Raw genomic sequence first — 23,975 nt, 5'->3', positions numbered from 1 at the left:
GAGGGTGGCTCGGGGGCGGGACCTCGCGGGCCCGCCACGGCCTCGCCGGACTGGGCGGCCGGCGGGTCAGGCGGGTCAGGCGGGTCGGGCGGGTCGGGCGGGTCAGGCGATCAGGTCCTCCGCGACGGCGACGGCCTCCGCGAGGGTGTCCACGACCGGGACGCCCACCGACTGGAGGCTGGCCCTGCTGTGGGAGCCGCCCGTGTACAGGACGGCCCGCGCCCCGACGTGCGCCGCGGCGAGCGCGTCGTCCGCGGCGTCCCCGATGACCACGATCCGCTCCGGCGGGACACCGTCGAGGGCCCGCAGGTGGCGCACCATGTGCTCGGCCTTGCCCGCCGTCGACCGGTCCGTCCGGCCGTCGACGCGGACGAACCACTCCTCGATGCCGTGCCGCCGCACCAGGGGGAGCAGCCGTTCGTGCGGCGCCAGCGACAGCAGCGACTGCGTCCGGCCCAGTCCGCTCGCGGCGGCGAGCAGCTCCGCGGCGCCGTCGGTCAGCCCGCAGCCCTCGGCGCGGGCCCAGTAGTGCCGGTGGAACGTCCCGTCCATGATTTCCCACTCGGCCTCGTCCGGCAGCCGTCCGAGCAGCCGCTGGTAGAAGACGGGGATGGGGACGCAGTACAGCTCGCGGTAGCGCTCCAGCGTGATCGGCGCGATGCCGAGCTCCTCGAACGCGGCGTTCGTCGCCTCGATGACGGCGGAGATGTCGTCGAGCAGCGTCCCGTTCCAGTCCCAGACGAGATGCGTCCTGCGCCTGTCCATGCTCTCCCCCGTGCCGCTGCCCGCGTGCCGGGCCCTGTCCGTGTGTCGTGCCGCGCCGGGCCCTGCTGTGTCCTGTCTCGTACCGTGCCGTGCCTGCGTCGGACCGTGCCTGTGCCCTGCCGTGCTGTCGTGCTGTCGTGCTGTCGTGCTGTCGTGCTGTCGTGCTGTGCGCAACGCCTGCGCCCCCGGCGGCGGGGCCGCGCCCGACGGCACGGTCCCGGACACGGGTGATGCCCCCGGCCAGGGCGGATCATGCGGCGCGCGCTCCCGACCGCCGTCAGCCGATGAGGTGCGGGACTTCCTGCAGGCCGTACCAGAGCAGCTCGTGGTCCTCCGCGCCGTCCACGGTGAACTGCGCGTCGTCGTCGCCCATGTCGGCCGCGCCGAGCGCGGCCGCGGCGGCGGTGACGTCCGGTTCGGCCTCGTCGGAGTCGGCGTGCACCGCGGCGGCCTTGGAGAGCGGCACGGGGCCGGCGACGCGCACCTCGCCCACCGAGTCCGGGTCGAGGCCGCCGTCGGGGTCGGCGGTGGCCGCGCCGTCGGGGACGTCCACGGCGACGACGACGCGGCGGCGCGCGGCGGCCGGGTCGGCGGCCAGCAGACGCAGCGAGGCGGCGGCGGCGCGGCTGAGGGCCGCGTACTCGAGCTCCTCGATGTCGTCGGAGACGTACCACTCGCGCAGCCCGGGGGTGACGGCGTAGGCGGTCAGGGGACCGCTGCCGAGGGTGCCCGTACGGTGCGCCTGTGCGAGACCGGGGAGGGTCAGGGGAACGTACACGCGCATGACAGGCCGCTTTCGTAGTCGGAAGACGCCCTCAGGATACGTGCGCCGGTACCCCTTCGGGGGCCGGTGTCCCCCTCCCCCGCGGTCCACTCCGCGCCCCGCGCGACACGCGTCGGGCCCGTCGTGCCGGGGCCCGCATCACCCGGATAGGTGATCGTCGCACGAGGTCGGGACGGGTGCCGAGACGCGTTGCGACGCGGTCTGCGGCCCCCGTAGAAGTGGCCCACCGCGAAGTTACCTCCCGGTACTACCTCCGGGTAGTCCGGTCGACGGAAGGACCACGCCGATGACCAGCACCCCCGTGTCCGCACACGCTGCCGTGCCCGTTCCCGTACGCCCCCGCCCCGACGACAGCGACCCGGCGGAGGCGCGCGGGTCCGGGGGCCCGGCGGCCGAGGAGCCCCGGGTTCCCCGGGCGCGGGAGGCCGGCGCGGGGGCGCGCCCGTCCCGCGCGGCGGGCAGGCCGGGTGGTCGCCGGGACGCCCGCCGCCCCGGCGACGCCCGCCGCCCGGGCGGGGGCACCCGGCCCGGCGGGGGCGTGCGGTCCGCTGGGGGCGTGCGGCCCGGTGGGGGCTCCCGGCCCGGCGGGGGCGTGCGCCCGGGGGAAGGGACGCGGCCGGGTGACACCCGTCCTCGCGCGCTGCCGCCGCACGTGCTGTTCGCGGAGCGCCTGCTGGCCGTCCTCACCGGGGAGCGGCCCGTGCACTGGATGCTGGGGCAGACGATCGGCGAGGCGTACGAGCAGCTGATCCGCCTCGCTCCCGCGAACCCCCTGCGCGCCACCGGTGTCGCAGGCCCCTCACCGGGCCGCCACGCGCGCCCGGTGCTGCGCCACTGCGCGGGTTCGCCGCTCCGGCCGGGTGTGGTGGAGGCGTACGCCAGCGTGACGGCGGGTGGCCGGGTCCGGGCGATGGCGTTCCGGCTGGAGCTGGGCGCGGACCGCCGCTGGCGCTGCGCGGCCGTCGAACTGGGCCCGACCGCCTGACCCACTCCGGCCGGCCCCGTGCCGCCCGCATGGCGCCCCTCCCGGGCCCACAACGCCGTCCTGGCTCCCGGACCGCCCCCGGGCAGCTCCGGAGCCAGGCGTACGGCAGGGCGGGGAGCGGGTTGCGGCAGTCCCCGGGGACAGGCCGCGGCAGGCCCCGGATCGGGCCGCGCCCGGCCGGGACGGGCGACGGCACGGCCTCCGGCCCCGACTCCCCGCACGTGAGCCCCCGCCACGGACAGCCTCGCCACGGACAGCCCCGGCACGGACACGGGCGCGGCGCTCTCGGACACGGCGGCACGGGCGCGGGCACGGCGGCGCGGCGGGCGGCGGGCGGCGGCACGGGCACGGCGGGCGGCGGCCCGCCCCGGTACACGCGGAAGGCGGGGCCGGTACGCGCTCGGGTGCGCGTACCGGCCCCGCCTCACGACGTGGACCGCGGCCGTCCGGACGGCCGGTGGTCACTTCTTGCGGCGGCGGCCGCCCTTCTGGGCCTTGCGGCGCTCGGCGCGCGTCATGCCGTCCGCCTCGGAGGGGGCACCGCCGTTGTCGAAGTCGCCCTCGACGACACCGCCCTCACCGTCGACGGTCGGCGCGGAGAAGTGCAGCCGGTTCGGACGCTGCGGGGCGTCGAGGCCCTTGGCGCGGATCTCGGGGCGGCCGGCGCCCGCGGGGACGGCCTCCTCCTTCTCCAGCGACGGGCGCTGCGCGGCCGCCTCCACCGGGACCTCCTCGACCTGCTGCTCGACCTGGACCTCCAGGTTGAACAGGTAGCCGACGGACTCCTCCTTGATGCCGTCCATCATGGCGGTGAACATGTCGAAGCCCTCGCGCTGGTACTCGACCAGCGGGTCCTTCTGCGCCATGGCGCGCAGGCCGATGCCCTCCTGGAGGTAGTCCATCTCGTAGAGGTGCTCGCGCCACTTGCGGTCCAGGACCGACAGGACGACCCGCCGCTCCAGCTCACGCATGATCTCGGAGCCGAGCTGCTTCTCGCGCGCCTCGTACTGCTCGTGGATGTCGTCCTTGACGGACTCCGCGATGAACTCCGCCGTGATGCCGGCGCGGTCGCCCGCGGCCTCCTCCAGCTCCTCGATGGTGACCTTGCACGGGTAGAGCTGCTTGAACGCGCCCCACAGCCGCTCCAGGTCCCACTCCTCGGCGAAGCCCTCCACCGTCTCCGCCTGGATGTAGGCGTCGATGGTGTCGTCCATGAAGTGGCGGATCTGCTCGTGCAGGTCCTCGCCCTCCAGGACGCGGCGGCGCTCGCCGTAGATGACCTCGCGCTGCCGGTTGAGGACCTCGTCGTACTTGAGGACGTTCTTGCGGGTCTCGAAGTTCTGCTGCTCGACCTGCGACTGGGCGGACGCGATGGCGCGGGTGACCATCTTGTTCTCGATCGGCACGTCGTCCGGCACGTTCGCCATCGCCATGACGCGCTCGACCATCTGCGCCTTGAACAGCCGCATCAGGTCGTCGCCCAGCGACAGGTAGAAGCGGGACTCGCCCGGGTCGCCCTGACGGCCGGAGCGGCCGCGCAGCTGGTTGTCGATGCGGCGCGACTCGTGCCGCTCCGTGCCCAGCACGTAGAGGCCGCCGAGCTCCTTGACCTCCTCGGACTCGGCCTTCACGGCCAGCTCCGCCTTCTCCAGGGCGGCGGGCAGGGCCGCGACCCACTCCTCGGCGTGCTCCACCGGGTCCAGGCCGCGCTGGCGCAGCTCCGCCTCGGCGAGGTCGTCGGGGTTGCCGCCGAGCTTGATGTCCGTACCGCGGCCGGCCATGTTCGTCGCGACCGTGACGGCGCCCTTGCGGCCCGCCTGGGCGACGATCGACGCCTCACGCTCGTGGTTCTTCGCGTTCAGCACCTCGTGCGGGACGCCCCGCTTCGACAGCTGCTGCGACAGGTACTCGGACTTCTCGACCGACGTCGTACCGACGAGGATCGGCTGGCCCTTCTTGTGCTTCTCCGCGATGTCGTCGACGACCGCCGCGAACTTGGCGACCTCGGTGCGGTAGATCAGGTCGGACTGGTCCATGCGGACCATCGGCCGGTTCGTCGGGATCGGCACGACGCCCAGCTTGTAGATCTGGTGGAACTCGGCGGCCTCGGTCATCGCCGTACCGGTCATGCCGGACAGCTTGTCGTAGAGGCGGAAGAAGTTCTGCAGCGTGATCGTGGCGAGCGTCTGGTTCTCGTCCTTGATCGGGACGCCTTCCTTCGCCTCGATCGCCTGGTGCATGCCCTCGTTGTACCGGCGGCCGGCGAGGATACGGCCCGTGTGCTCGTCGACGATCATGACCTCGCCGTCGATGACGACGTAGTCCTTGTCCTTCTTGAACAGTTCCTTGGCCTTGATGGCGTTGTTCAGGTACCCGACGAGCGGGGTGTTCACCGACTCGTAGAGGTTGTCGATGCCCAGCCAGTCCTCGACCTTGGCGACACCCGACTCGTGGATGCCGACGGTCCGCTTCTTCTCGTCGACCTCGTAGTCGCCGGTCTCCTCGATGCCCTTCAGCGGGTTGCCCGGCTCGCCGCGCTTCAGGCGCTGCACGAGCTTCGCGAAGTCGCCGTACCACTTGGTCGCCTGGTCGGCCGGACCGGAGATGATCAGCGGCGTACGGGCCTCGTCGACGAGGATGGAGTCGACCTCGTCGACACACGCGTAGTTGTGGCCGCGCTGCACCAGCTCGTCCTTCGACCACGCCATGTTGTCGCGCAGGTAGTCGAACCCGAACTCGTTGTTCGTGCCGTACGTGATGTCGCAGTTGTACATCTCGCGGCGCTGCGCCGGCGACATGTTCGCCAGGATGCAGCCGACCGTCAGGCCCAGGAACTGGTGGACCCGGCCCATCATCTCGGAGTCGCGCTCCGCGAGGTAGTCGTTGACCGTGATCAGGTGCACGCCCTTGCCGGACAGCGCGTTCAGGTACGCCGGGAGCGTGCCGACGAGGGTCTTGCCCTCACCGGTCTTCATCTCGGCCACGTACCCCAGGTGCAGGGCGGCGCCACCCATCATCTGCACGTCGTAGTGACGCTGGCCGAGGACGCGCTTGGCCGCCTCGCGGACGGTCGCGAAGGCCTCCGGGAGGAGGTCGTCGAGGCTCTCACCGTCCTGGTACCGCTGCTTGTACTCGTCGGTGAGGGCGCGCAACTCGGCGTCGGAGAGGTTGACGAAGTCCTCTTCGATGGAGTTGACCTGGTCCGCGATGCGGTGCAGTTTGCGCAGGATCTTGCCTTCGCCTGCACGCATGAGCTTGTTGAAGACGGACACTGAGGCTGGTCTCCTTGCCGGTCGGGCCTGGCACTGGGTCTTGTCATGGACACTGGCACGGGCACGGCAGGTGGACCCCACCGCAACGGTCATCGTAAGCGAGGACCCCGCCACGCCGGGAGGTCCACACCTCCGAGGAACGATTGCCGGGGCCGGCGCCGCCCTCAAGGAGAACGCGCGGGACGCGCCGAAGGTGCCGCCTCTCACGAAAAGTGTTCGTTCCCGGCGCCCGGGACCCACCAGAATCCCGTCATGGAACCCGTCACCCTGTTCTCCGAGCGCCTGGAGCTGCGCACCTTCACGCCCTCCGACGCCGAGGAGGTGCGGGCCGCCGTCCAGGACCCGCAGATCCGCCGCTGGATACCCCTCCCCGACCCGTACGGCCCCGCCGAGGCCGAGGACTTCGTCGGCCGGTACGTCCCCCAGGCGTGGCGCGACGACACCGAGTACACCTTCGCCGCCCGCCCCCGGGACCGCGACGACGCCCCGCTCGTCGCCTCCACCAGCCTCCACCACCCCCGCTCCGGCACCTGGGAGATCGGCTTCTACACGGTCGCCGAGCACCGCGGCCACGGCTACGCCACCGAGGTCACCCTCGCCCTGGCGCACTGGGCGTTCACCGCCCTCGGCTGCTCCCGCCTGGAGTGGCGCGCCGAGGTCGGCAACACCGCCTCCCGCCTCGTCGCCGAGAAGGCCGGGTTCACCGTGGAGGGCGTCCTGCGCGCGGGCCTGGACCACCGCGGCACCCGCCGTGACTGCTGGGTCGCCGCCCTCCTCCCCTCCGACCTCGGCCTCCCCGGCCCCGTACCGCATCTGCCGCCGCCCGGCCCCTGAGACCCGTGACGCCCGCACCGCGGCACCCGACCGGCCGACCGGGGACCCGCCGACCCGCCGAGCGGGTACGGGGGACCGACCGGCCGCCTCTCCGACCGGGAACCGGCCGACCGGCCGCCGACAGAACAGGCCCCTCCCCCTCCACGGCCGGCCTGGCGCCCCGCCTCCATACCCTCCCCCCGCCTCTGCCCCCCGCCTCTGCCCCTCTCCCCCGCCCCTCCCCCTCTCGCCTCCTCCCCCTCACCCGCTCCGCCGGCGGGTCCGGCTCGGCGCGGGCCGAGCGCCACGGGGTAGCCGGAGGGGCCCGGTGGAGACGTCCGGCGGGAGTGTCGCCGGGGCATCGGGGGAGGTGTCGGTGGGGGTGTCAGCAGGGGTGTCAGTGGGGGGTTCTATCGTGCGGGTCATGACGACGACGCCGCGTCCCATGACGGAGCTCTCCGCCGACGAAGCCCGCCGCATCGCGCTCCGCGCCCAGGGGTTCCTGGGCGCCCCGGACCGGCGCGCCGGGGTGCGCGGCGTCCTGCGGCACCTGGGCGCCGTCCAGTTGGACACCATCTCGGTCCTGGCCCGCTCGCACGAACTCGTCCCGTACGCCCGCCTCGGCGCCGTGGGTCGTACCACCGTCGAGACCGCGTACTGGACGGACCGGCACGCCTTCGAGTACTGGTCACACGCCGCGTGCATCCTGCCCATCGAGGAATGGCCGCACTTCGCGTTCCGCCGCCGCTCCTACCGCCGCCGCCCGCAGTGGTCCCACGACCTGCCGGACGGCTCCTACGAGGCGGTCATCGCCCAGCTGCGCGCCGAAGGCCCGTTGACGGCGACGGAGCTGGGCGGCGCGAAGAACGGCGGCGAGTGGTGGGACTGGTCCGCCTCGAAGGTCGCCGTCGAACGGGCCCTGATGTACGGCGAGGTCGTCTGCACCGAGCGGCGCGGCTGGAAGCGCGTGTACGACCTGGCCGAGCGCGCCGTCCCGCAGGACCTCCTCCACGACGAGCTGGACGACCACGAGTGCCTGCGGCGGCTGGTCCTGCTGGCCGGGCGCGCCCTCGGCGTGGGCACCCGGGCGGACATCGCCGACTACCACCGCATCCGGGGCGAGGAGTTCGACGCGGTCGTCGCCGACTCCGGACTCGTACCGGTGCGCGTCGAGGGCTGGGACAAGCCGGCGTGGGCGGACCCGGAGGCGCTGGCGAGCGAGCCGCGCGGGCGGCACCGCACGACGCTGCTGTCGCCGTTCGACTCGCTGATCTGGGAGCGGGCCCGCACGGAGCGGATCTTCGGCTTCACCCACCGGCTGGAGGCGTACGTACCGAAGCCGAAGCGCGTCCACGGCTACTTCGCGATGCCCCTGCTGGCGGGCGGCAGGCTCCTGGGCCGCGTCGACCCGGCCCGCGAGGGCACGACCCTGGTGGCCCGGCAGCTGTCCCTGGCCGGCCCCAAGGCCGTGGACCCGATGGCCCGGGCGCTGCGCGAGGCCGCGGAGTGGGTGGGCTGCGACACGGTACGGGTGGAGCGGTCGGACCGCCCGGACCTGACCCCGGCACTGACGGCGGCACTCGGCGCCTGAGACCCCGGCCGGCTCGCCCCGCGCCCCCGCGCTCGGGCGGGGGGACAGGGCTCTCAGGGGTCGCCGGGCGCGGGGGCGCGCGGCGCCGGGGCTCCGGGCTCCGAGGCCCGGGGCCCCGAGGTTCAGAGCTCCGGGCTCCGCTCCGGGCTCCGGGTAAGCCGGGACACGGGGTGACCCGGGGGTGCCGGGACCTCGGGATGTCGGGACGCGCCCGAGCCCCCAGGGCTCCGGCGGGCTCCTCGCGCCCGGCTACCGAATCTCGAGGATCTTCTCCCGCATCGCGTACACCACGGCCTCCATCCGGGAGTGCAACTGGAGCTTCTCCAGGATGTTGCGCACGTGGTTCTTCACGGTGTTCTCGGAGATGAACAGCTCCTTGGCGATGTCGCGGTTGTTCATCCCCGTGGCGACCAGCTTCAGCACCTCCAGCTCACGGTCGGTGAGCCGCGGCGCCGGCACGAGCCGCCGGTCGTCGGTGCGCTGGATCATCGACTTGAACTCGGTGAGCAGCTTCGACGCCATGGACGGGCTGATCTGCGACTGTCCGTCGGCGACCGCCCGGATCGCCGTCGCCACCTCGTCGGTGGAAATCTCCTTGAGCAGGTAGCCCGTGGCACCCGCCTTGATCGCGTCGTAGAGGTCGGCCTCCTCGTCGCTGATCGTCAACATGATGATCTTCGCGCTCGGAGCGACCTCCTTGATGGAGGTGCACGCCTCGATCCCGCCCCGCTTCGGCATGCGGACGTCCATCAGCACGATGTCGGGCAGCAGGTCGGCCGCCTTGTCGACGGCCTCCGCACCGTCACCGGCCTCTCCCACGACCTGGATGTCCTCCTCCTGGGCGAGGACGATCTCCAGTCCACGACGGAAGAGCGCGTGGTCGTCCACGACGAGGACCCTGATGGGCTCCTTCCGGGGCGCGCCGCTCCCCCTGTCGCCGGGGTCGCCGCCCCCGGCGCCCCCCCGGTCCGGGGCGCCGGAGCCGCCCGGATGATGCACCGGGCCGAAGCTGTCCGCCATCGTTCCTCCCCCTGCAGGCCGGGGCCCTGAAGTTCACGGTCGTCACACCAACCCCGCCCCACACGGGACGGGTTGACCACGCGCCGCCATGATTCCATGCCCCGGCCCCCGCGCGGTGATCCTTCGGTGGCACGGGGGTGCCCCCGGGGGCGCAGGGGGCGCTTTCCGGGGGCACCTCGACGGTTGGTGGCCCGTCAGCCGCCGAGCGCTCCGCCCGCGCCGCCACCCTCGGTCCCGGCCAGCGGGTCGTTCTCCAAGTGGATGACGCCGTAGTCGTAGGCGTGGCGCCGGTACACGACGCTGGGCTGCTTGGTGTCCGCGTCGACGAACAGGTAGAAGTCGTGCCCGACCAGCTCCATCTCGTACAGCGCCTGGTCGAGCGACATGGGGGCCGCGCTGTGCGTCTTCTCGCGCACGATGAGCGGGCCCTCGCCCTGGACCTCCAGCGACCCGATCCTGGTCGTGGGGACCGTCTCCTGCTCCTCTTCCAGGACGGCGACTCCCGCCCCGTTGAGCCGGGCGACGCCCGGCACCACGTCAGCCACCTCGGCGGCCGTGGTACGGCCGGCACCGCGGCGGGTGTGACGCTTGTCGTGCTGCTTGCGCAACCGCGCCTCGAGCTTGGCGGTCGCGAGGTCGAGCGCTGCGTACGGGTCGGCCGCTGCCGCCTCCGCCCGGATCACCGGGCCGCGGGAGTGAAGGGTGATCTCCACGCGGTCAGACCTGTCGGCCTGCCGCGGGTTGTGTTCCTTGGACACCTCGACGTCGAGGCTGATCACCTTGCCGTCGAGCTTCTGGATCTTCTCCAGCTTCAGCTTCTCGGCCACGTGCTTGCGGAACCGCTCGGGCACCTCGGTCTTGCGGCCCTTGACGACGATGTCCACGCAGAACTCCGTTCCCGGATCGCTCCAACCAGCGCAGCCGCTGGTGAGCATTTCCCTTTTGCACCAGGCCCCGGTGAGCGCCGGAGCCTCGGACTTGGCGACTTAGACGTCCTCCTCCCCAATCGACAAGATCCCCACCCCGCAAACGTCGATGTGCCGACCGGCTCCGGATTCAGTGCGGACGCAGGACTGCGCATTCGGTGAAGGGCGGCATTCGCCATTCCTGTACCACCGAACATAGCTCGTTCGGACGGATGTCGGCACCCGCTACCAGCACAAACCTCCGTTCAGGCGTTTCACGCGCCCTCACTACCTGCAACGTTGCAACTTCCGTGCGAGTTCCGGTTTATTTCAAACGATTGTGGAGAAGCAGCAACGACAACGGCGCTGACCCGCAGCGCCACTTCCGCGCGCCGATTCGCGACTGCGGCATGATCCGTCACTGAATGGCCGACCACTCCGCCCACCTCCGATCGGCGCATTTTCCTACCGGATGCCCTGCCCGCCCGCGTCCCGACGACTGACGCGTTCGAGCCCCGCTCGGGTACCCCCGGTGCGGTCCGACGACACCCGGGAACGCCAAGCCCGTCCCGTTCCGCGCGAGCGCCGTACCCTCCGGCCGGAACCACCCCGCGCGCCCCGTACGTCCCGTGCGCCCCCGAGACGGGAGGAACAACCGGCACGCCGGCCCCGTCCCGTGCCCCGGAGGCGCCACCGGCCGCGCCACAGGATCCGCGGCGCACCGAACCACCAGGGCCTTCCCTGCCCGCGCAGGCCGCCGAAGTGCCGGGAGGGCGTGGGACACCGGCCGGTACGGGCGCGCTCCCCGCCCCCGTAGCCCCGACTCCCGCACCGACCGGACCGACGGGACCGACCGGACCGGGTGGCCGTGAAGCGCCGCCGACACCCGCGGCACCCGCTCTTGGAACGCCGTCGACACCCGAGGGGCCCGGTCCCGGAGCGGCGCCGGCTCCGGCGGCACCCCGGCCCGAAGCAGCCCCGTCCGCGCCGCCTGATCCGAGGGCGAACCCACCCGCGCCGCCCGGCCCCACGGCACCCTCGACACCGGAGGCATCCGGTCCCGGAGCGGCACCGCCACCCGCGCCGCCCGGTCCCGCGGCACCGTCGACACCCGCGGCGCCCAATGCCGGAGCGGCACCGATGCCCGCGGCGCGCAGCGCCCTCGCCGCCTCGGCCAGGGACGCACCCGTGGTCATGAGGTCGTCGACCAGGATCACCCGGGCGCCCATCAGCAGCCGGGCGGCGCCGGGGACCACCTCCAGGGCGCCGGCGAGGTTCGCCTGGCGCTGCCGGGCGTCGAGCGTTGCCTGGTCGGCGACGGCGCGCCGGTGCCGCAGAGCGGGCACTGCCCGCGCGGCCGTCCCGGTACGCCGCAGCTCCCTCGCCGCCGCACAGGCGACGCGCCGCACCGCGTCGTGGCCCCGCGCCCGCACTGCCCGGCGCGCCGACGGCACGGGAACCAGCACCAGGGGAGGGGCCCCCTCCCCTCCCCCACCCGCCCCCTCCCCCCGCTCCTCCCGCTCCTCGCCGTCGTTCGCCGTGGCGGCCCGGGCGGCGCCTGCCACGGCGCGGCCGAGGGGCTCGGCCAAGGCGAGTGCGCCGCGCTCCTTGTGCGCGAGCAGGGCCGCACGTACGGCGTCGGCGTACGGCGCGGCTGCCCACACGTCGGGGAGCCCGGCGGGTTCCGGTTCGGGTCGTACTCGTGTGGCCGGCTGCCCGTGGAGCGACGTGGTGCAGGTGTCGCACAGGGTGGTGCGCGGTCGGCCGCAGCCTGCGCAGGCCACGGGGAGTACGAGCCCGGTGATCTCCTGCCACCATCCCCGCATGGGTCCACTGTGTCGTGACGGGGGCGGGGTCGGCCACCCCTGTGGATAACCGTGGTGCTGCAGCCCGAGGAGGGCACCGAAGGGCACCGGGAGGCGCGGCCAGGGGGCCGGTCGGAGTGGTCAGCCGGGGTAGACGGGTGAGGTGCCCTTGTCGGCGACGGGCTGCCAGTTGACGCCGGAGTGGAGACGGACGATGCCGTCGTCGGCGGCGGCGACGAGGGGTGCGCGTTCGTCGTTGGCGGCGGCGACGGCCTTGACCTGGTTGAGACCGGGGATGGTGGAGGCGGAGGCGGAGCCGTCGGTCTGGAGGTAGCGGACCTGCTGGACGCCGCCGGCCTGTTTGCCGAGGACGACGAGGCGGCTGGGGCCGGCCCAGGACACGGACGTCACGGACTCCATGTGGGGTGCGACGGCTTGGAGGTCGACGACGGAGGCCTTCTGCCGGTCGCCGGTGCCTTGGCGTTCGACGCGGCCGATCTGGAGGGTGGTCCGGCCGTTCTCGGTGAGGCGCAGGGCGATGCGTACGCCGTCTTCGGAGAGCCGGAGTTCCTCGATGCGGACGCGGTCGGTGAGCCAGGGTGTGGTGACGGTGGTGGCCTTGCCGGTTCCTCCGGGGACGAGGAGGAGGCGGGGCGCCTGGGGGTTGCGGTCGGCGATCCACAGGTCGCCCCGTCCGTCCCAGCTGGGGGCGGACAGGCGGTCGGCGGGCTGGGGGCCGCGGCTGGTGACGAGGGGTTCGGGGAGTTCGGCGTCGCTCTCGATGGAGGCGACGCGCAGGCTGCGGCCGTTCTGCGAGACGGCGGCGGCGTGCTGTTCGTCGCGGGCGACGGCGACGGTCTCGACCTTGGCCGCTCCGGTGCCGAACGGGCCGTAGACGTGGCGGGGCTCGACGGTGTCCTTGGTGGCGGTGTGGAGCTGGGTGAGTCTGCCGTTGGCGTCGACGTAGTAGGGGGTCTCGCGGAGGCCGGGGGTGGGGTCGGCCGTGAAGTCGGCCTTCTGGTCCTCGCCGAGGACGCACAGGGAGCGGCCGTCGGAGCGTTGGAGTTCGACCTGCTGGACGCGGGTGGAGGTGAGGTCCCCGACGGTGAAGAGGATCTGGGCGGCCATTTTGCGGCACTGGTCGCGGTCGACCGTGTCGGCCTTGCCGTTGAGCGGCACCTTGAGGGTGTCCCGGTCGTCGGTGCTGAGGGAGGTGGTGTCCTTCTTCAGCGCCGTTCCGGCGGGGAAGCGGGAGTCGACGGCGGGCTTGAGCCAGTTCGTCGGTCCTTCGAGGAGCGCCTGCACGGTCTGTGTCAGGGAGTCCATTCCGGTGACGGGGTCCTGGCGTTTGCGGATGTGGACGGGGTCGGCGACGACCCAGGTCCGGCCGGCGGCGAAGTAGTACTTGTTGACGGAGCGGTAGTTGCGCTGGAAGTCGGATTCGCTGAGGAGGAGCCCTTGGGGGAGGCCGTCGATCCGCCACTCCTTGTGCTTGCCGTCGGTGGAGCGCTGCTGGACGAGGCGGATGGTCTCGTTGTACGCGACGGCGCCGAGCGGCTGGTAGGCGTGCCGGTCGTCGACGGTGGCGACCTTCTGGCCGGACAGGCGGTAGACGAGGGTCTGCGTGTCGGCGGGTGCGCCGTGGTCCTGCCGGGCGGGGCCGCCTTGCCGGGGTACGGGGGCGGAGCTGAGGACGGTGGTGCGTTCCTCGGGCTTCCAGGTGCGGGCGGCCTGCTTGGTGAGGTACTTGCGGGCGGTCGCGAAGTCGGGGTCGTCGCCGGTCATGGCTTCGAGGAAGCCCTCGACGATCTCGGCGGGGTCGGCGCTCTCGCGGGGCGGGACGGGGTAGACGCGTACCTGGGAGTCGCCTTGCCGGGTGGCTTTGACGCTGCTGACGTCGCCGCTGTCGGGCATGGAGGCGCAGCCGGCGAGGAGCGCGGCGCAGGCGAGGGTGGCGGTGGCGCGTGCGGCGGTGGCGCGGGGGGTGCCGGGTGCCGTGCGTCCGTGGTGGTGACGGCCGTGGGAGCGGCGGCGGTCAGCGGCCACGGGTGGTGTCCTTCCGCTTCGTGGGGTCGTGGTCGGGCGAGGTGCCGGTACCGGCCGCGTGCTCGACCCGGTCGGCCGCGTGCTCGGCTCGCTCGGCCCGGTCGGCCCGCTGGGCGGGGTCCGTGGGGTCGGTGTGGCCGCGGGGGACGACGCGGGTGCCGTTGCCGGGGAGGGCGGTGGGGTCGGCGGTGGCGGCGCGGGTCTGGCGTGGGGGTACGGCGGAGCGGGGCGGTACGGGCAGGGTGTGGGCGGTGCCGCTGCCGGCCTGGGTCTGTCCGGGGGCGCCGGTCTGCCGGGTGGTGGGGTGGGGCTCGTCGGTCGCGGCGCGTTCCCGGTTGCGGCGGGAGTCCTCGGGTTCGAGCGGTATGGGGGAGCCGCGGAGGGGTTCGTCGGCGGTGCGGGGCAGGGTGAGGCGGAACTGTGAGCCGCCGCCGGGCTCGCCCCATGCCTGGAGCCAGCCACCGTGGAGCCGGGCGTCTTCGAGGGCGATGGACAGGCCGAGGCCGGTGCCGCCGGTGGTGCGGGCGCGTGCGGGGTCGGCGCGCCAGAAGCGGTTGAAGACGCGGGTGGCTTCGCCGGGCTTGAGGCCGACGCCGTAGTCGCGCACGGCGACGGCGACGGCGCCGCCGGCGGAGGCGAGGCGGACGACGACGTCGCGGCCCTCACCGTGCTCGACGGCGTTGACGACGAGGTTGCGCAGGACGCGTTCGACGCGGCGGGCGTCGGCTTCGGCGATGACGGGCTGTTCGTCGCCGACGACGCGGATGCGGCCGCCCTTGTGCTGGACGAGGGGTTCGGCGCCGCCGATGACGCGGTGGACGACGTCGCGGAGGTCTATGGGTTCGGCTTCGAGTGCGGCGGCTCCGGCGTCGAAGCGGCTGATCTCGAGGAGGTCGGCGAGCAGGGACTCGAACCGGTCGAGCTGGTCGCCGAGGAGTTCGGCGGAGCGTGCGGTGACGGGGTCGAAGTCCTCGCGGGCCTCGTAGATGACGTCGGCGGCCATGCGGACCGTGGTGAGGGGGGTGCGCAGTTCGTGGGAGACGTCGGAGACGAAGCGGCGCTGCATCCGGGAGAGGTCCTCCAGCTGCTGGATCTTGTGCTGGAGGTTCTGGGCCATCTTGTTGAAGGCTTCGCCGAGGCGGGCGATGTCGTCCTCGCCGGTGACCTTCATGCGTTCCTGGAGGCGTCCGGCGGAGAGTCGTTCGGCGACACCGGCGGCCATGCGGACGGGGGTGACGACCTGGCGGACGACGAGCCAGGCGATGGCGCCGAGGAGGACGACGACGAAGAGCCCGGCGGTGGCGATGGTCGTCTTGACGAGGGCGAGGGAGGCTTCTTCCTGGGTGAAGGGGAAGAGGTAGTACAGCTCGTAGGTGTTGCCCTCGACGTCGTTGAGGCGTTTGCCGATGACGAGTCCGGCTTCGGAGTGCTGGCCGTCCGCGTACTTGATGCGGGTGTACGTCTGGAAGGTGCCGGTGCCCTGGGCGACGTCGCGGCGGAGGTCGAGGGGGATGCTCTCGACCTTGACGCCGCCGGAGGCGCGGGCGCCGCGGCTGGGCGCGGTGCCGGTGGTGTCGGAGCTGAGGGCGACGACGTCGAAGGCGCCGGCGCCGCCGCTGGCGAGCTGGACGACGAGGTCGGAGCGCCAGTTGAGCAGGGAGCGGGAGGTGCCGGTGCCGTCTCCGCCGGCGGGACCGGAGCCGGTGGCGGCGGCGGCTTCGTCCTGGGCGGCGGCGAACCCTCCGGCGGCCTGGCTCTGGGCGGCGCGTTCCTTGGTGTCGAGGAGGCCGTTGCGGACCTGGCCGATGACGACGAACCCGAGGAGCAGGACGACGCCGAGGGACATCAGGAGGGTGGCGACGACGACGCGCAGCTGGATGTTGCGGCGCCACAGGCGCAGGGCGGGGAGGAGGGGGCGGCGGATCCAGCGCGCCAGGAGGCGGAGCACCGGGCCTCCCGGTGCTCCGTCCTGGAGCAGTCGTCCGCCGTGGAGGAGGCGGCCCCGGCGGGTGGGGCCGTTCTCCGGTCCGGCAGCCCGCTCCGCGCGGACTCCCGGCTTCCCGGGCTGCGGAGCAGCGCTGCCTCGGGTCATGTCAGTTCGGTCCCGCCTTGTAGCCGACGCCTCGGACGGTCACGACGATCTCGGGCCGCTCGGGGTCCTTCTCGACCTTGGAGCGGAGCCGCTGGACGTGGACGTTGACGAGGCGGGTGTCGGCGGCGTGCCGGTAGCCCCAGACCTGTTCGAGGAGGACCTCGCGGGTGAAGACCTGCCAGGGCTTGCGGGCGAGCGCGACGAGGAGGTCGAACTCGAGGGGGGTGAGGGCGATGGACTGGCCGTCGCGCTTCACGGAGTGGCCGGCGACGTCGATGACGAGGTCGCCGATGGTGAGCTGTTCGGGGGCGGGCTCCTCGGACCTGCGGAGGCGGGCCCGGATGCGGGCGACGAGCTCCTTGGGTTTGAACGGTTTGACGATGTAGTCGTCGGCGCCGGATTCGAGGCCGACGACGACGTCCACGGTGTCGCTCTTGGCGGTGAGCATGACGATCGGCACGCCGGACTCGGCGCGGATGAGCCTGCACACCTCGATGCCGTCCCGTCCGGGCAGCATGAGGTCGAGGAGGACCAGGTCGGGCTTGGTCTCCCGGAAAGCGGCGAGTGCCTTGTCGCCGTCCGCTACGAACGACGGCTCGAACCCTTCACCACGGAGCACGATGCCGAGCATTTCGGCGAGTGCGGTGTCGTCGTCGACGACAAGGACGCGTCCCTTCATAATCGACATCATCCCATTAGCTAATCGTTACCTGGCGTGACCTGGCACACAGCTCTTCGATTCCTCCTCGGGTCACCGGTGAGACCACTCCGGCCTCGGTGACGAGTGCGGTGACCAACTCGGGCGGCGTGACGTCAAACGCGGGGTTGTAGGCCTGCGTTCCGAGCGGGGCGAGGAGTGTTCCTCCGGCGGTGCCCGTGCCGGCGGGGGCTCCCGGGGTGGGGACTGTGAACTGCGTCACCTCGCTTCCGGGGCGGTGTTCGATCTCCGTGGCCGCCCCGTCGGGGGTGTGGGGGTCGATCGTGGTCGCGGGGGCGACGACGATGAAGGGTACGTGGTGGTACTTGGCGAGGACGGCGAGCGGGTAGGTGCCGATCTTGTTCGCGACGGAGCCGTCGGCGGTGACGCGGTCCGCGCCGACGAGGACGGCGTCGACCTCACCGGCGGCGAAGAGGCTGCCGGCGGCGTTGTCGGTGAGCAGGGTGTACGGCAGGCCGTTGCGGGCCGCTTCGTACGCGGTGAGGCGGGCGCCCTGCATGAGGGGTCGGGTCTCGTCGACCCAGAGCCGGCGGAGCCGGCCGGCGCGGTGTGCGGCGAGGGCGACGGCGAAGGCGGTTCCCTCGCCGCCGGAGACGAGGGCTCCGGTGTTGCAGTGGGTGAGGACGCGGTGGCTGCCTCCGGGCAGCAGCTCGTCGAGGAGGGCGAGGCCCGCGGTGGCCATGGTGGCGCTGGCCTCGGCGTCTTCGGTGTGCAGTCGCCGGGCTTCGGTGAGGGCGGCGGTGGCGGCCTCTTCGGGCGTGGCGCCCTTGTCGGTGGCGGCCCGGTGGGCGTCGAGGGCGCGTCGGACGCCGTGGGCGAGGTTGACGGCGGTGGGTCGGGCTTCTGCGAGCTGGGTGGCGGCGGCGTCCACGTCGAAGCCGCGGGCGGCGGCGAGGGCCACCCCGTAGGCGCCGGTGATGCCGAGGAGGGGTGCTCCGCGCACGGCGAGCGTCTGGATGGCCCGCACGAGCGCCGGCACGTCGGTGCAGACGGTCTCGACCTCCTCGGCGGGCAGTCGGGTCTGGTCGAGGAGCACCACGACGGGGCCTTCCGGTGGCTCCGCCCAGCGCAACACGGGCAGCGCGGGCGGGGCGGGCGGCTGTTCGCCGAGGTCCGTTCCTGCGTACTGATCAGCCATTCGCCCAGTCTGCCCGCTGAGTCGGCGACAATGAAGGTCTCGACTGGGGCATTGAAGTCGCCAGGGCTCTGGCCCCGGGGCAGGTGGTGCGTGACACGATGGCTGCCGACCTGCCGCCGGCTGCGGCGGCCAGGCGCCGTGACCGAGACGGCTCGATCAGCGGGCCCCGCGACCAAGCCACGAGGTGGACGACCGTGAACGACTCTCCGGGCTGGGCCTCGCCCGGATCTCCCTCCCCGTCCGACGACCGTGACGGCGGCGTGCCGCGTCCCGCCGGTGAACCGGATCCCGCTCCGGGCTGGTCCGGGAACCAGCCGCCGGCCGGCCAGTGGTCGCCGCCGGCCGCGCCGGGTCCGGGCGGATTCGGTCCCGCCGGGCCGGTCCCTGGTGGGCCGGTCCCGCCGCAGGGTCCCCCGCCGGGCTGGGGTGGCGCGCCGTACGGCGGCTGGGGCCGGCCGGCGGCGCCGAAGCCCGGGGTGATCCCGCTGCGCCCGCTGGGCGTGGGGGAGATCCTCGACGGAGCGGTGTCCACCCTGCGCGCGCACTGGCGGACCGTCCTGGGCATCACCCTCACGGTGTCCGCGTTCGTGCAGCTGACGCAGATCCTCCTGCAGCGTTTCGTCCTGCCGCGGCAGCCGCAGATCAACGCCGAGGCGAGCCCGTCGGAGCAGTTGGAGCAGCTGGGCGAGTCGCTGCGGGTGAGCATGATCTCCGCCGCGCCGGCGACGCTGCTGGGGCTGATGGCGACCTTCGTGACCACGGCGCTCCTCACCTTCGTGGTGAGCCGGTCGGTGCTGGGCCGTCCCGTGTCCTTCTCCGACGTGTGGCGGGACGCCCGGCCGCGCTTGCTGCCGCTGCTGGGGCTGACGCTGCTGGTGCCGCTGATCGTCGTGGCGATCGTGGCGGTCGGTATCGTCCCGGGGCTGCTGATCGGGTCCGGCGTGGGCGCGCTGCTGGTGTTCCTGGGCGGCCTGGGCGCCATGCTGGTGACGCTGTGGCTGACGGTGCGCTTCAGCCTCTCGTACTCGGTGCTGATGCTGGAGCGCCAGGGCGTGGTGGCGTCGCTGCGACGCTCCGCGAAGCTCGTGCGGGGCGCCTGGTGGCGGATCTTCGGCATCCTGATCCTGACGGCGCTCCTGACGATCGTGGTGACGATGATCGTCGCCCTGCCGTTCGGGATCCTCGCGTACGCGGTGGACGGTGACGGGATCAGCTCCCTGTTCTCGGGCGGCGGCGAGCCGATCGGCTGGTCGTTCCTGATCATCACGGGTATCGGTTCGGTCCTCGCGTCGGCGATCATGTACCCGATCTCGGCGGGTGTGGCGGTCCTCCTCTACGTGGACCAGCGCATCCGGCGTGAGGCACTGGACCTCGAACTGGCCCGCGCGGCGGGTGTGCCCGGTTACGGCACGGCCGCACCGGGCGACGCGACCCCTGGGAGCTGATGCGGTGCCGATCACGGGGGGTGCGGCGGCGTGGCGGGCGGCCGGCACGGGTGACGGGCCGCCGTTGGACGTGCCGCGGCTGCCCGCCCGTGAGGCGGCGGAGCGGGAGCTGTCCCGGCCGGTGTACGGCCAGGAGGAGCCGAACGTCCTGCTGCGTGCCATGGACGCCTTCTTCGACTGGATCGGCGGTCTCTTCGACGCCGCCGCGGGCGCCGCTCCGGGCGGGTGGCTGGGCGTCGTGGTGATCGTCGTCATCGTGGTGGGGCTGGTGGCCGCCCTGTGGTGGCGGCTGGGCAGGCCGTACCGGGTCGCTCCGGTGGCGGACTCGCTGTTCGAGGAGGGGCCGCGCACCGCGGCCGCCCATCGCGCCGCCGCGGACCGGCATGCAGCGGCTGGCCGCTGGAACCAGGCGGTCCAGGAGCGGATGCGCGCCGTGGTGCGCTCCTTGGAGGAGCGCACGCTCCTCGACCCGAGGCCGGGCCGCACGGCCGACGAGGCCGCCGCGGAGGCGGGTCGGGCCCTGCCCGTCCACTTCGACGCGCTGCGCGCGGCGGCCCGCGAGTTCGACGACGTCACGTACGGCGGGCGCACCGCCGACCGGCGCGCGTACCAGCGCGTCAAGGAGCTCGACGCCGCGCTGGAGCGGGCGAAGCCCGAGTGGAGCGCCGCGGCCCGGGGAGGTGCCGAGTGACCTCCGCCCGTACGTCCCTCGCCCGGGACCCCCGGCACGTGTGGGTGCGGGCGCGGGGTCTGCTGTTCGCCGTGGCGCTGCTGATCGTGGCGGGTGTCGCGCTGGCGCTGGTGCAGACGGGTGGGCAGCACGGCCGGCTGGACCCGCGGTCCGCGGATCCGAACGGCAGCATGGCGGTCGCCGAGCTGCTGCGGGAGCGGGGCGTCTCCGTCCAGGTCGCCACGACCCTGTCGGAGGTCACCGCCGCGGCGGGCCCGGACTCGACCGTCCTGGTCACGGCTCCGAACCTGCTGAGCGGCCGGCAGCGGACGGTGCTGCGCGGTCTCGCCGACACCTCCGGCGGCCGTACCGTCCTGCTGGCTCCGGACGCGCCGGCGCTGGCCGCCCTGGCCCCGGGGGTGTCCACGGACCTTCCCGACACGCTCAGGGTCCTGGACCCGGGCTGTGCCCTGCCGGAGGCCCGCCGCGCGGGCGCGGTGCACCTCGGCGGCCGGCGGTACGTGACGGCCGGCTCGGTGTCGGCGGAGTCCTGCTACTTCCGTGACGGCCTGCCCACACTGGTGCGGGTGCGGAACTCCGCCGGCGGCGACACCGTCCTGCTGGGCGCCGCGGACCTGCTGTTCAACCAGCGTCTCGCCCACGAGGGGAACGCCTCGCTCTCCCTGCAACTGCTCGGTTCCCGGACGCATCTCGTCTGGTACCTCCCTTCGCTGTCGGACCCGTCCGCCGCCGAGGGCGGTGGGCCGGGTGACGGAGACCGTGTGGAGGAGGAAGGGGACTTCCTCAGCCTGGTCCCGTCGGGTTGGCTGTGGGGCACGTTGCAGCTCGCCGTGGCCGCCGTCCTCGCCGCGGTCTGGCGTGCCCGGCGCCTCGGGCCGCTCGTCACCGAGCGGCTGCCGGTGGCCGTCCGCGCTTCGGAGGCGACGGAGGGCCGCGCCCGCCTGTACTTCCGCGCCGACGCCCGCGACCGGGCCGCCGCCGTGCTCCGCTCGGCGGCCCGTGTCCGGCTCGCACCTCTCGTGGGCGTTCCGACGAGGGAGGCCCACTCCCCCGACGCCCTGCTCCCCGCCCTGTCGACCCGTCTCACCGCTGGTGGGGCGGATCCGCGGGATCTGCTCTTCGGCCCGGCTCCCGTCAGTGACGCCGCGCTCGTCCTCCTCGCCGACCAACTCGACGCCCTCGAAAGAGAGGTACGCACCTCATGACTGCCCCGACCCCCGAGACCGCTGAGAACTCGGACCGTGCCCGTGCCTCCCTGGAGGCGCTGCGCACCGAGATCGCCAAGGCCGTGGTCGGGCAGGACCCCGCTGTCACCGGGCTCGTCGTCGCGCTGCTCTGCCGGGGCCACGTCCTGCTGGAGGGCGTGCCGGGTGTCGCCAAGACGCTCCTGGTCCGCGCCTTGGCGGCGTCCCTGGAACTGGACACGAAGCGCGTGCAGTTCACCCCGGACCTCATGCCGAGCGACGTGACGGGTTCACTCGTCTACGACACCCGTTCCTCGGAGTTCTCCTTCCAGCCGGGCCCGGTCTTCACGAACCTGCTGCTCGCCGACGAGATCAACCGCACCCCGCCGAAGACCCAGTCGTCACTGCTGGAGGCCATGGAGGAGCGGCAGGTCACGGTGGACGGCACCCCGCGTCCGCTCCCGGAGCCGTTCCTGGTCGCCGCGACGCAGAACCCGGTCGAGTACGAGGGCACCTATCCGCTGCCGGAAGCGCAGTTGGACCGCTTCCTGCTGAAGCTGACGGTGCCTCTGCCATCCCGCGACGACGAGATCAACGTGCTGACCCGCCACGCGGACGGCTTCGACCCGAGGGATCTACGCGCCGCAGGGGTGCGCCCCGTCGCCGGCCTCGCGGATCTGGAGGCCGCCCGCCGTGCGGTCGCCACGACCTCGGTGTCCGCCGAGATCGCCGGCTATGTGGTCGATATCTGCCGTGCCACGCGTGAATCCCCCTCGCTCGCCCTCGGCGTCTCCCCCCGAGGCGCCACCGCCCTGCTCTCCACTGCCCGTGCCTGGGCCTGGCTCACGGGCCGTGACTACGTCCTCCCGGACGACGTGAAGGCCCTGGCCCTGCCCACACTGCGCCACCGGGTGCAGCTGCGCCCGGAGGCGGAGATGGAAGGCGTGACGGCCGACTCCGTCATCAATGCGATCCTCGCCCACGTACCCGCGCCCTCGCTGAGGCAGTGACCCATGGCCCTGACCGGACGTACCGCGCTCTTGGCGGCGATCGGCTCGCTGCCCGTCGGGATCCTGGCCCCCAGCTGGACGGGGATGCTGGCAGTCAACGCCCCCCTCTCGCTCGCAATTCTGTGCGACTACGCGTTGGCCGCGCCAGTGCGAACGCTCCAGTTCACCCGAAGTGGTGATACGAGTGTTCGACTCGGTGAGGCTGCGGCGGTGGAGCTGATGGTGGGCAACCCCTCGCGCCGCCGCCTGCGGGCGCACGTCCGCGACGCGTGGCCACCGAGTAGCTGGCGGGACGGGTCGAAGGAGGCGGCGTCCCGGCATGAGGTCACCGTCCCAGCGGGGGAACGCCGCAGGTTGACGACGCGGCTGCGTCCCTCGCGCCGCGGTGACCGGCAGGCGGATCGGGTCACCGTCCGCTCCTTCGGTCCGCTGGGCCTGGCCGCACGCCAGGGCAGCCACCGGGTGCCGTGGACCGTCCGCGTCCTGCCTCCCTTCACCAGCCGCAAGCACCTGCCGTCGAGGTTGGCGCGCCTGCGGGAGCTGGACGGGCGCACGAGCGTGCTGACGCGTGGTGAGGGCACCGAGTTCGACAGTCTCCGCGAGTACGTGCCGGGCGATGACACCCGGTCGATCGACTGGCGGGCGACGGCTCGGCAGTCGAGCGTCGCGGTCCGCACGTGGCGCCCGGAGCGCGACCGGCACATCCTGCTGGTCCTGGACACGGGCCGGACATCGGCGGGCCGCGTCGGTGACGTTCCTCGGCTGGACGCCGCGATGGACGCGGCGTTGCTGTTGACCGCGCTGGCCTCGCGCGCCGGTGACCGGGTGGACCTGCTGGCGTACGACCGCCGTGTCCGAGCCCGGGTGCAGGGTCGCGCCGCCGGCGACGTCCTGCCGGCCATGGTGGCCGCCATGGCGACTCTGGAACCGGAGCTGGTCGAGACGGACGCACGCGCCCTCGGCGCGGCGGCGCTCACCGGCGCGCCGCGCCGTTCGCTGATCGTGCTCCTGACGAGCCTGGACGCCGCTCCTGTCGAGGAGGGCCTCCTGCCGGTACTGCCACAGCTCACCCAGCGCCACACGGTCGTCGTCGCGTCCGTGGGGGACCCGCACGTGCAGGAGATGGCGCGCTCGCGCGGCTCGGCCCGCGCGGTGTACGAGGCCGCTGCCGGCGCCCAGGCACAGGCCCAGCGCCGCACTGTGGCGGAGCAACTGCAACGCCACGGCGTCACCGTCGTGGACGCCACCCCGGAGAACCTGGCTCCGGCTCTCGCCGACGCCTATCTGGAGCTGAAGGCAGCGGGCCGCCTCTGATTCGGGTGGCCTGGGAATCCCTCCGCGGATTCTCAGGCCCCCGTGCCGGCTGGCCGTCGGCAAAATAGGGTCCGGAAATGAGGAAAGCCCCGCACCATACGGTGCGGGGCTTCCCCAACAAATTGTTCGGCGGTGTCCTACTCTCCCACAGGGTCCCCCCTGCAGTACCATCGGCGCTGAAAGGCTTAGCTTCCGGGTTCGGAATGTAACCGGGCGTTTCCCTAACGCTATGACCACCGAAACACTATGAAGATATCGACCTACAACCAACCGGCAGATTGGGAGTTCGTTACTTCAGAACTAACACAGTGGACGCGAGCAACTGAGGACAAGCCCTCGGCCTATTAGTACCGGTCAACTCCACCCATTACTGGGCTTCCATATCCGGCCTATCAAC

The 23,975-nt window shown here is 73.0% G+C and carries 17 protein-coding genes, 1 rRNA gene and 1 pseudogene; 8 read left to right on the top strand and 11 right to left on the bottom strand.

Annotation, left to right across the window (positions count from 1 at the left end; genetic code table 11):
* Positions 1–102: 102 nt before the first annotated feature.
* Together ACF053_RS05510 and ACF053_RS05505 are read right to left on the bottom strand one after the other, a co-directional pair.
* The gene (locus tag ACF053_RS05510) at positions 103–765 is read right to left on the bottom strand and encodes an HAD family hydrolase (RefSeq protein WP_391952663.1); all 663 of its coding nucleotides are present in this window, start codon (positions 763–765) and stop codon (positions 103–105) included.
* Between the two features lie 277 nt (positions 766–1,042).
* On the bottom strand, positions 1,043–1,549 hold the full coding sequence (locus ACF053_RS05505) for a DUF6912 family protein (RefSeq protein WP_391952662.1): 507 nt from the start codon (positions 1,547–1,549) through the stop codon (positions 1,043–1,045).
* 592 nt (positions 1,550–2,141) lie between these two features.
* Here ACF053_RS05505 and ACF053_RS05500 point away from each other — a divergent pair.
* A complete protein-coding gene (locus tag ACF053_RS05500) occupies positions 2,142–2,534 on the top strand; it encodes an Rv3235 family protein (protein ID WP_391952661.1) in 393 nt (130 codons plus the stop codon).
* Positions 2,535–2,995: 461 nt separating this feature from the next.
* Here ACF053_RS05500 and secA read toward each other — a convergent pair whose 3' ends face one another.
* Entirely contained in the window at positions 2,996–5,806 is a 2,811-nt protein-coding gene (gene secA, locus ACF053_RS05495; protein ID WP_391952660.1) for a preprotein translocase subunit SecA, read from the bottom strand.
* Between the two features lie 252 nt (positions 5,807–6,058).
* On the opposite strand from secA, the gene ACF053_RS05490 reads away from it, so the two are divergent.
* Together ACF053_RS05490 and ACF053_RS05485 are read left to right on the top strand one after the other, a co-directional pair.
* On the top strand, positions 6,059–6,640 hold the full coding sequence (locus tag ACF053_RS05490; protein ID WP_391952659.1) for a GNAT family N-acetyltransferase: 582 nt from the start codon (positions 6,059–6,061) through the stop codon (positions 6,638–6,640).
* Positions 6,641–7,043: 403 nt separating this feature from the next.
* Positions 7,044–8,210 (top strand): winged helix-turn-helix domain-containing protein, encoded by a 1,167-nt coding sequence (locus ACF053_RS05485; protein ID WP_391952658.1) that lies wholly within the window; start codon positions 7,044–7,046, stop codon positions 8,208–8,210.
* A gap of 249 nt (positions 8,211–8,459) precedes the next feature.
* Here the strand turns inward: ACF053_RS05485 and ACF053_RS05480 are convergent, their stop codons facing one another.
* From ACF053_RS05480 to mtnA, 7 genes and pseudogenes are all read right to left on the bottom strand, one after another.
* Positions 8,460–9,230, bottom strand: coding sequence for a response regulator (locus ACF053_RS05480; RefSeq protein ID WP_391952657.1), 771 nt, complete (start codon positions 9,228–9,230; stop codon positions 8,460–8,462).
* A 194-nt stretch (positions 9,231–9,424) separates the two neighbouring features.
* Entirely contained in the window at positions 9,425–10,114 is a 690-nt protein-coding gene (hpf, locus tag ACF053_RS05475) for a ribosome hibernation-promoting factor, HPF/YfiA family (RefSeq protein WP_391952656.1), read from the bottom strand.
* 1,163 nt (positions 10,115–11,277) lie between these two features.
* Positions 11,278–11,961 (bottom strand): annotated as a pseudogene (locus ACF053_RS05470) (ComF family protein); the annotation flags it as partial.
* A 120-nt stretch (positions 11,962–12,081) separates the two neighbouring features.
* Positions 12,082–13,854, bottom strand: coding sequence for an LpqB family beta-propeller domain-containing protein (locus tag ACF053_RS05465; protein ID WP_391953185.1), 1,773 nt, complete (start codon positions 13,852–13,854; stop codon positions 12,082–12,084).
* A gap of 121 nt (positions 13,855–13,975) precedes the next feature.
* Positions 13,976–16,078 carry an MtrAB system histidine kinase MtrB gene (gene mtrB, locus ACF053_RS05460; RefSeq protein WP_391952655.1) on the bottom strand — a complete coding sequence of 701 codons (2,103 nt, stop codon included), beginning with the start codon at positions 16,076–16,078 and terminating at the stop codon, positions 13,976–13,978.
* A 1-nt stretch (position 16,079) separates the two neighbouring features.
* Positions 16,080–16,769, bottom strand: coding sequence for a two-component system response regulator MtrA (gene mtrA, locus ACF053_RS05455; RefSeq protein ID WP_187703247.1), 690 nt, complete (start codon positions 16,767–16,769; stop codon positions 16,080–16,082).
* A 4-nt stretch (positions 16,770–16,773) separates the two neighbouring features.
* Entirely contained in the window at positions 16,774–17,934 is a 1,161-nt protein-coding gene (gene mtnA / locus ACF053_RS05450) for an S-methyl-5-thioribose-1-phosphate isomerase (protein WP_391952654.1), read from the bottom strand.
* 194 nt (positions 17,935–18,128) lie between these two features.
* Between mtnA and ACF053_RS05445 the strand changes: the two genes are divergently transcribed.
* From ACF053_RS05445 to ACF053_RS05425, 5 genes are read left to right on the top strand one after another with little or no spacing between them, the layout of a single operon-like run.
* Complete coding sequence (locus ACF053_RS05445; RefSeq protein WP_449336529.1) at positions 18,129–19,379, top strand: DUF7544 domain-containing protein; 1,251 nt, start codon at positions 18,129–18,131, stop codon at positions 19,377–19,379.
* 4 nt (positions 19,380–19,383) lie between these two features.
* On the top strand, positions 19,384–20,070 hold the full coding sequence (locus ACF053_RS05440; protein ID WP_391952652.1) for a DUF4129 domain-containing protein: 687 nt from the start codon (positions 19,384–19,386) through the stop codon (positions 20,068–20,070).
* Positions 20,067–21,275 carry a DUF4350 domain-containing protein gene (locus ACF053_RS05435; RefSeq protein ID WP_391952651.1) on the top strand — a complete coding sequence of 403 codons (1,209 nt, stop codon included), beginning with the start codon at positions 20,067–20,069 and terminating at the stop codon, positions 21,273–21,275. Before ACF053_RS05440 ends, ACF053_RS05435 begins: the two co-directional genes overlap by 4 nt.
* Positions 21,272–22,264 (top strand): AAA family ATPase, encoded by a 993-nt coding sequence (locus ACF053_RS05430; protein WP_391952650.1) that lies wholly within the window; start codon positions 21,272–21,274, stop codon positions 22,262–22,264. The genes ACF053_RS05435 and ACF053_RS05430 overlap by 4 nt, the downstream gene beginning before the upstream one ends.
* 3 nt (positions 22,265–22,267) lie before the next feature.
* Positions 22,268–23,578 (top strand): DUF58 domain-containing protein, encoded by a 1,311-nt coding sequence (locus ACF053_RS05425; protein ID WP_391952649.1) that lies wholly within the window; start codon positions 22,268–22,270, stop codon positions 23,576–23,578.
* A gap of 124 nt (positions 23,579–23,702) precedes the next feature.
* On the opposite strand, the gene rrf is transcribed toward ACF053_RS05425, so the two are convergent.
* Positions 23,703–23,819 (bottom strand): 5S ribosomal RNA (gene rrf / locus ACF053_RS05420).
* Between the last annotated feature and the right edge of the window lie 156 nt (positions 23,820–23,975).

Origin of the sequence: Streptomyces kanasensis, from assembly GCF_043077165.1 — a bacterium.
GTDB classification, from domain to species: Bacteria; Actinomycetota; Actinomycetes; order Streptomycetales; family Streptomycetaceae; genus Streptomyces; species Streptomyces changanensis.
This window is presented reverse-complemented; position numbering and strand designations above follow the sequence as displayed.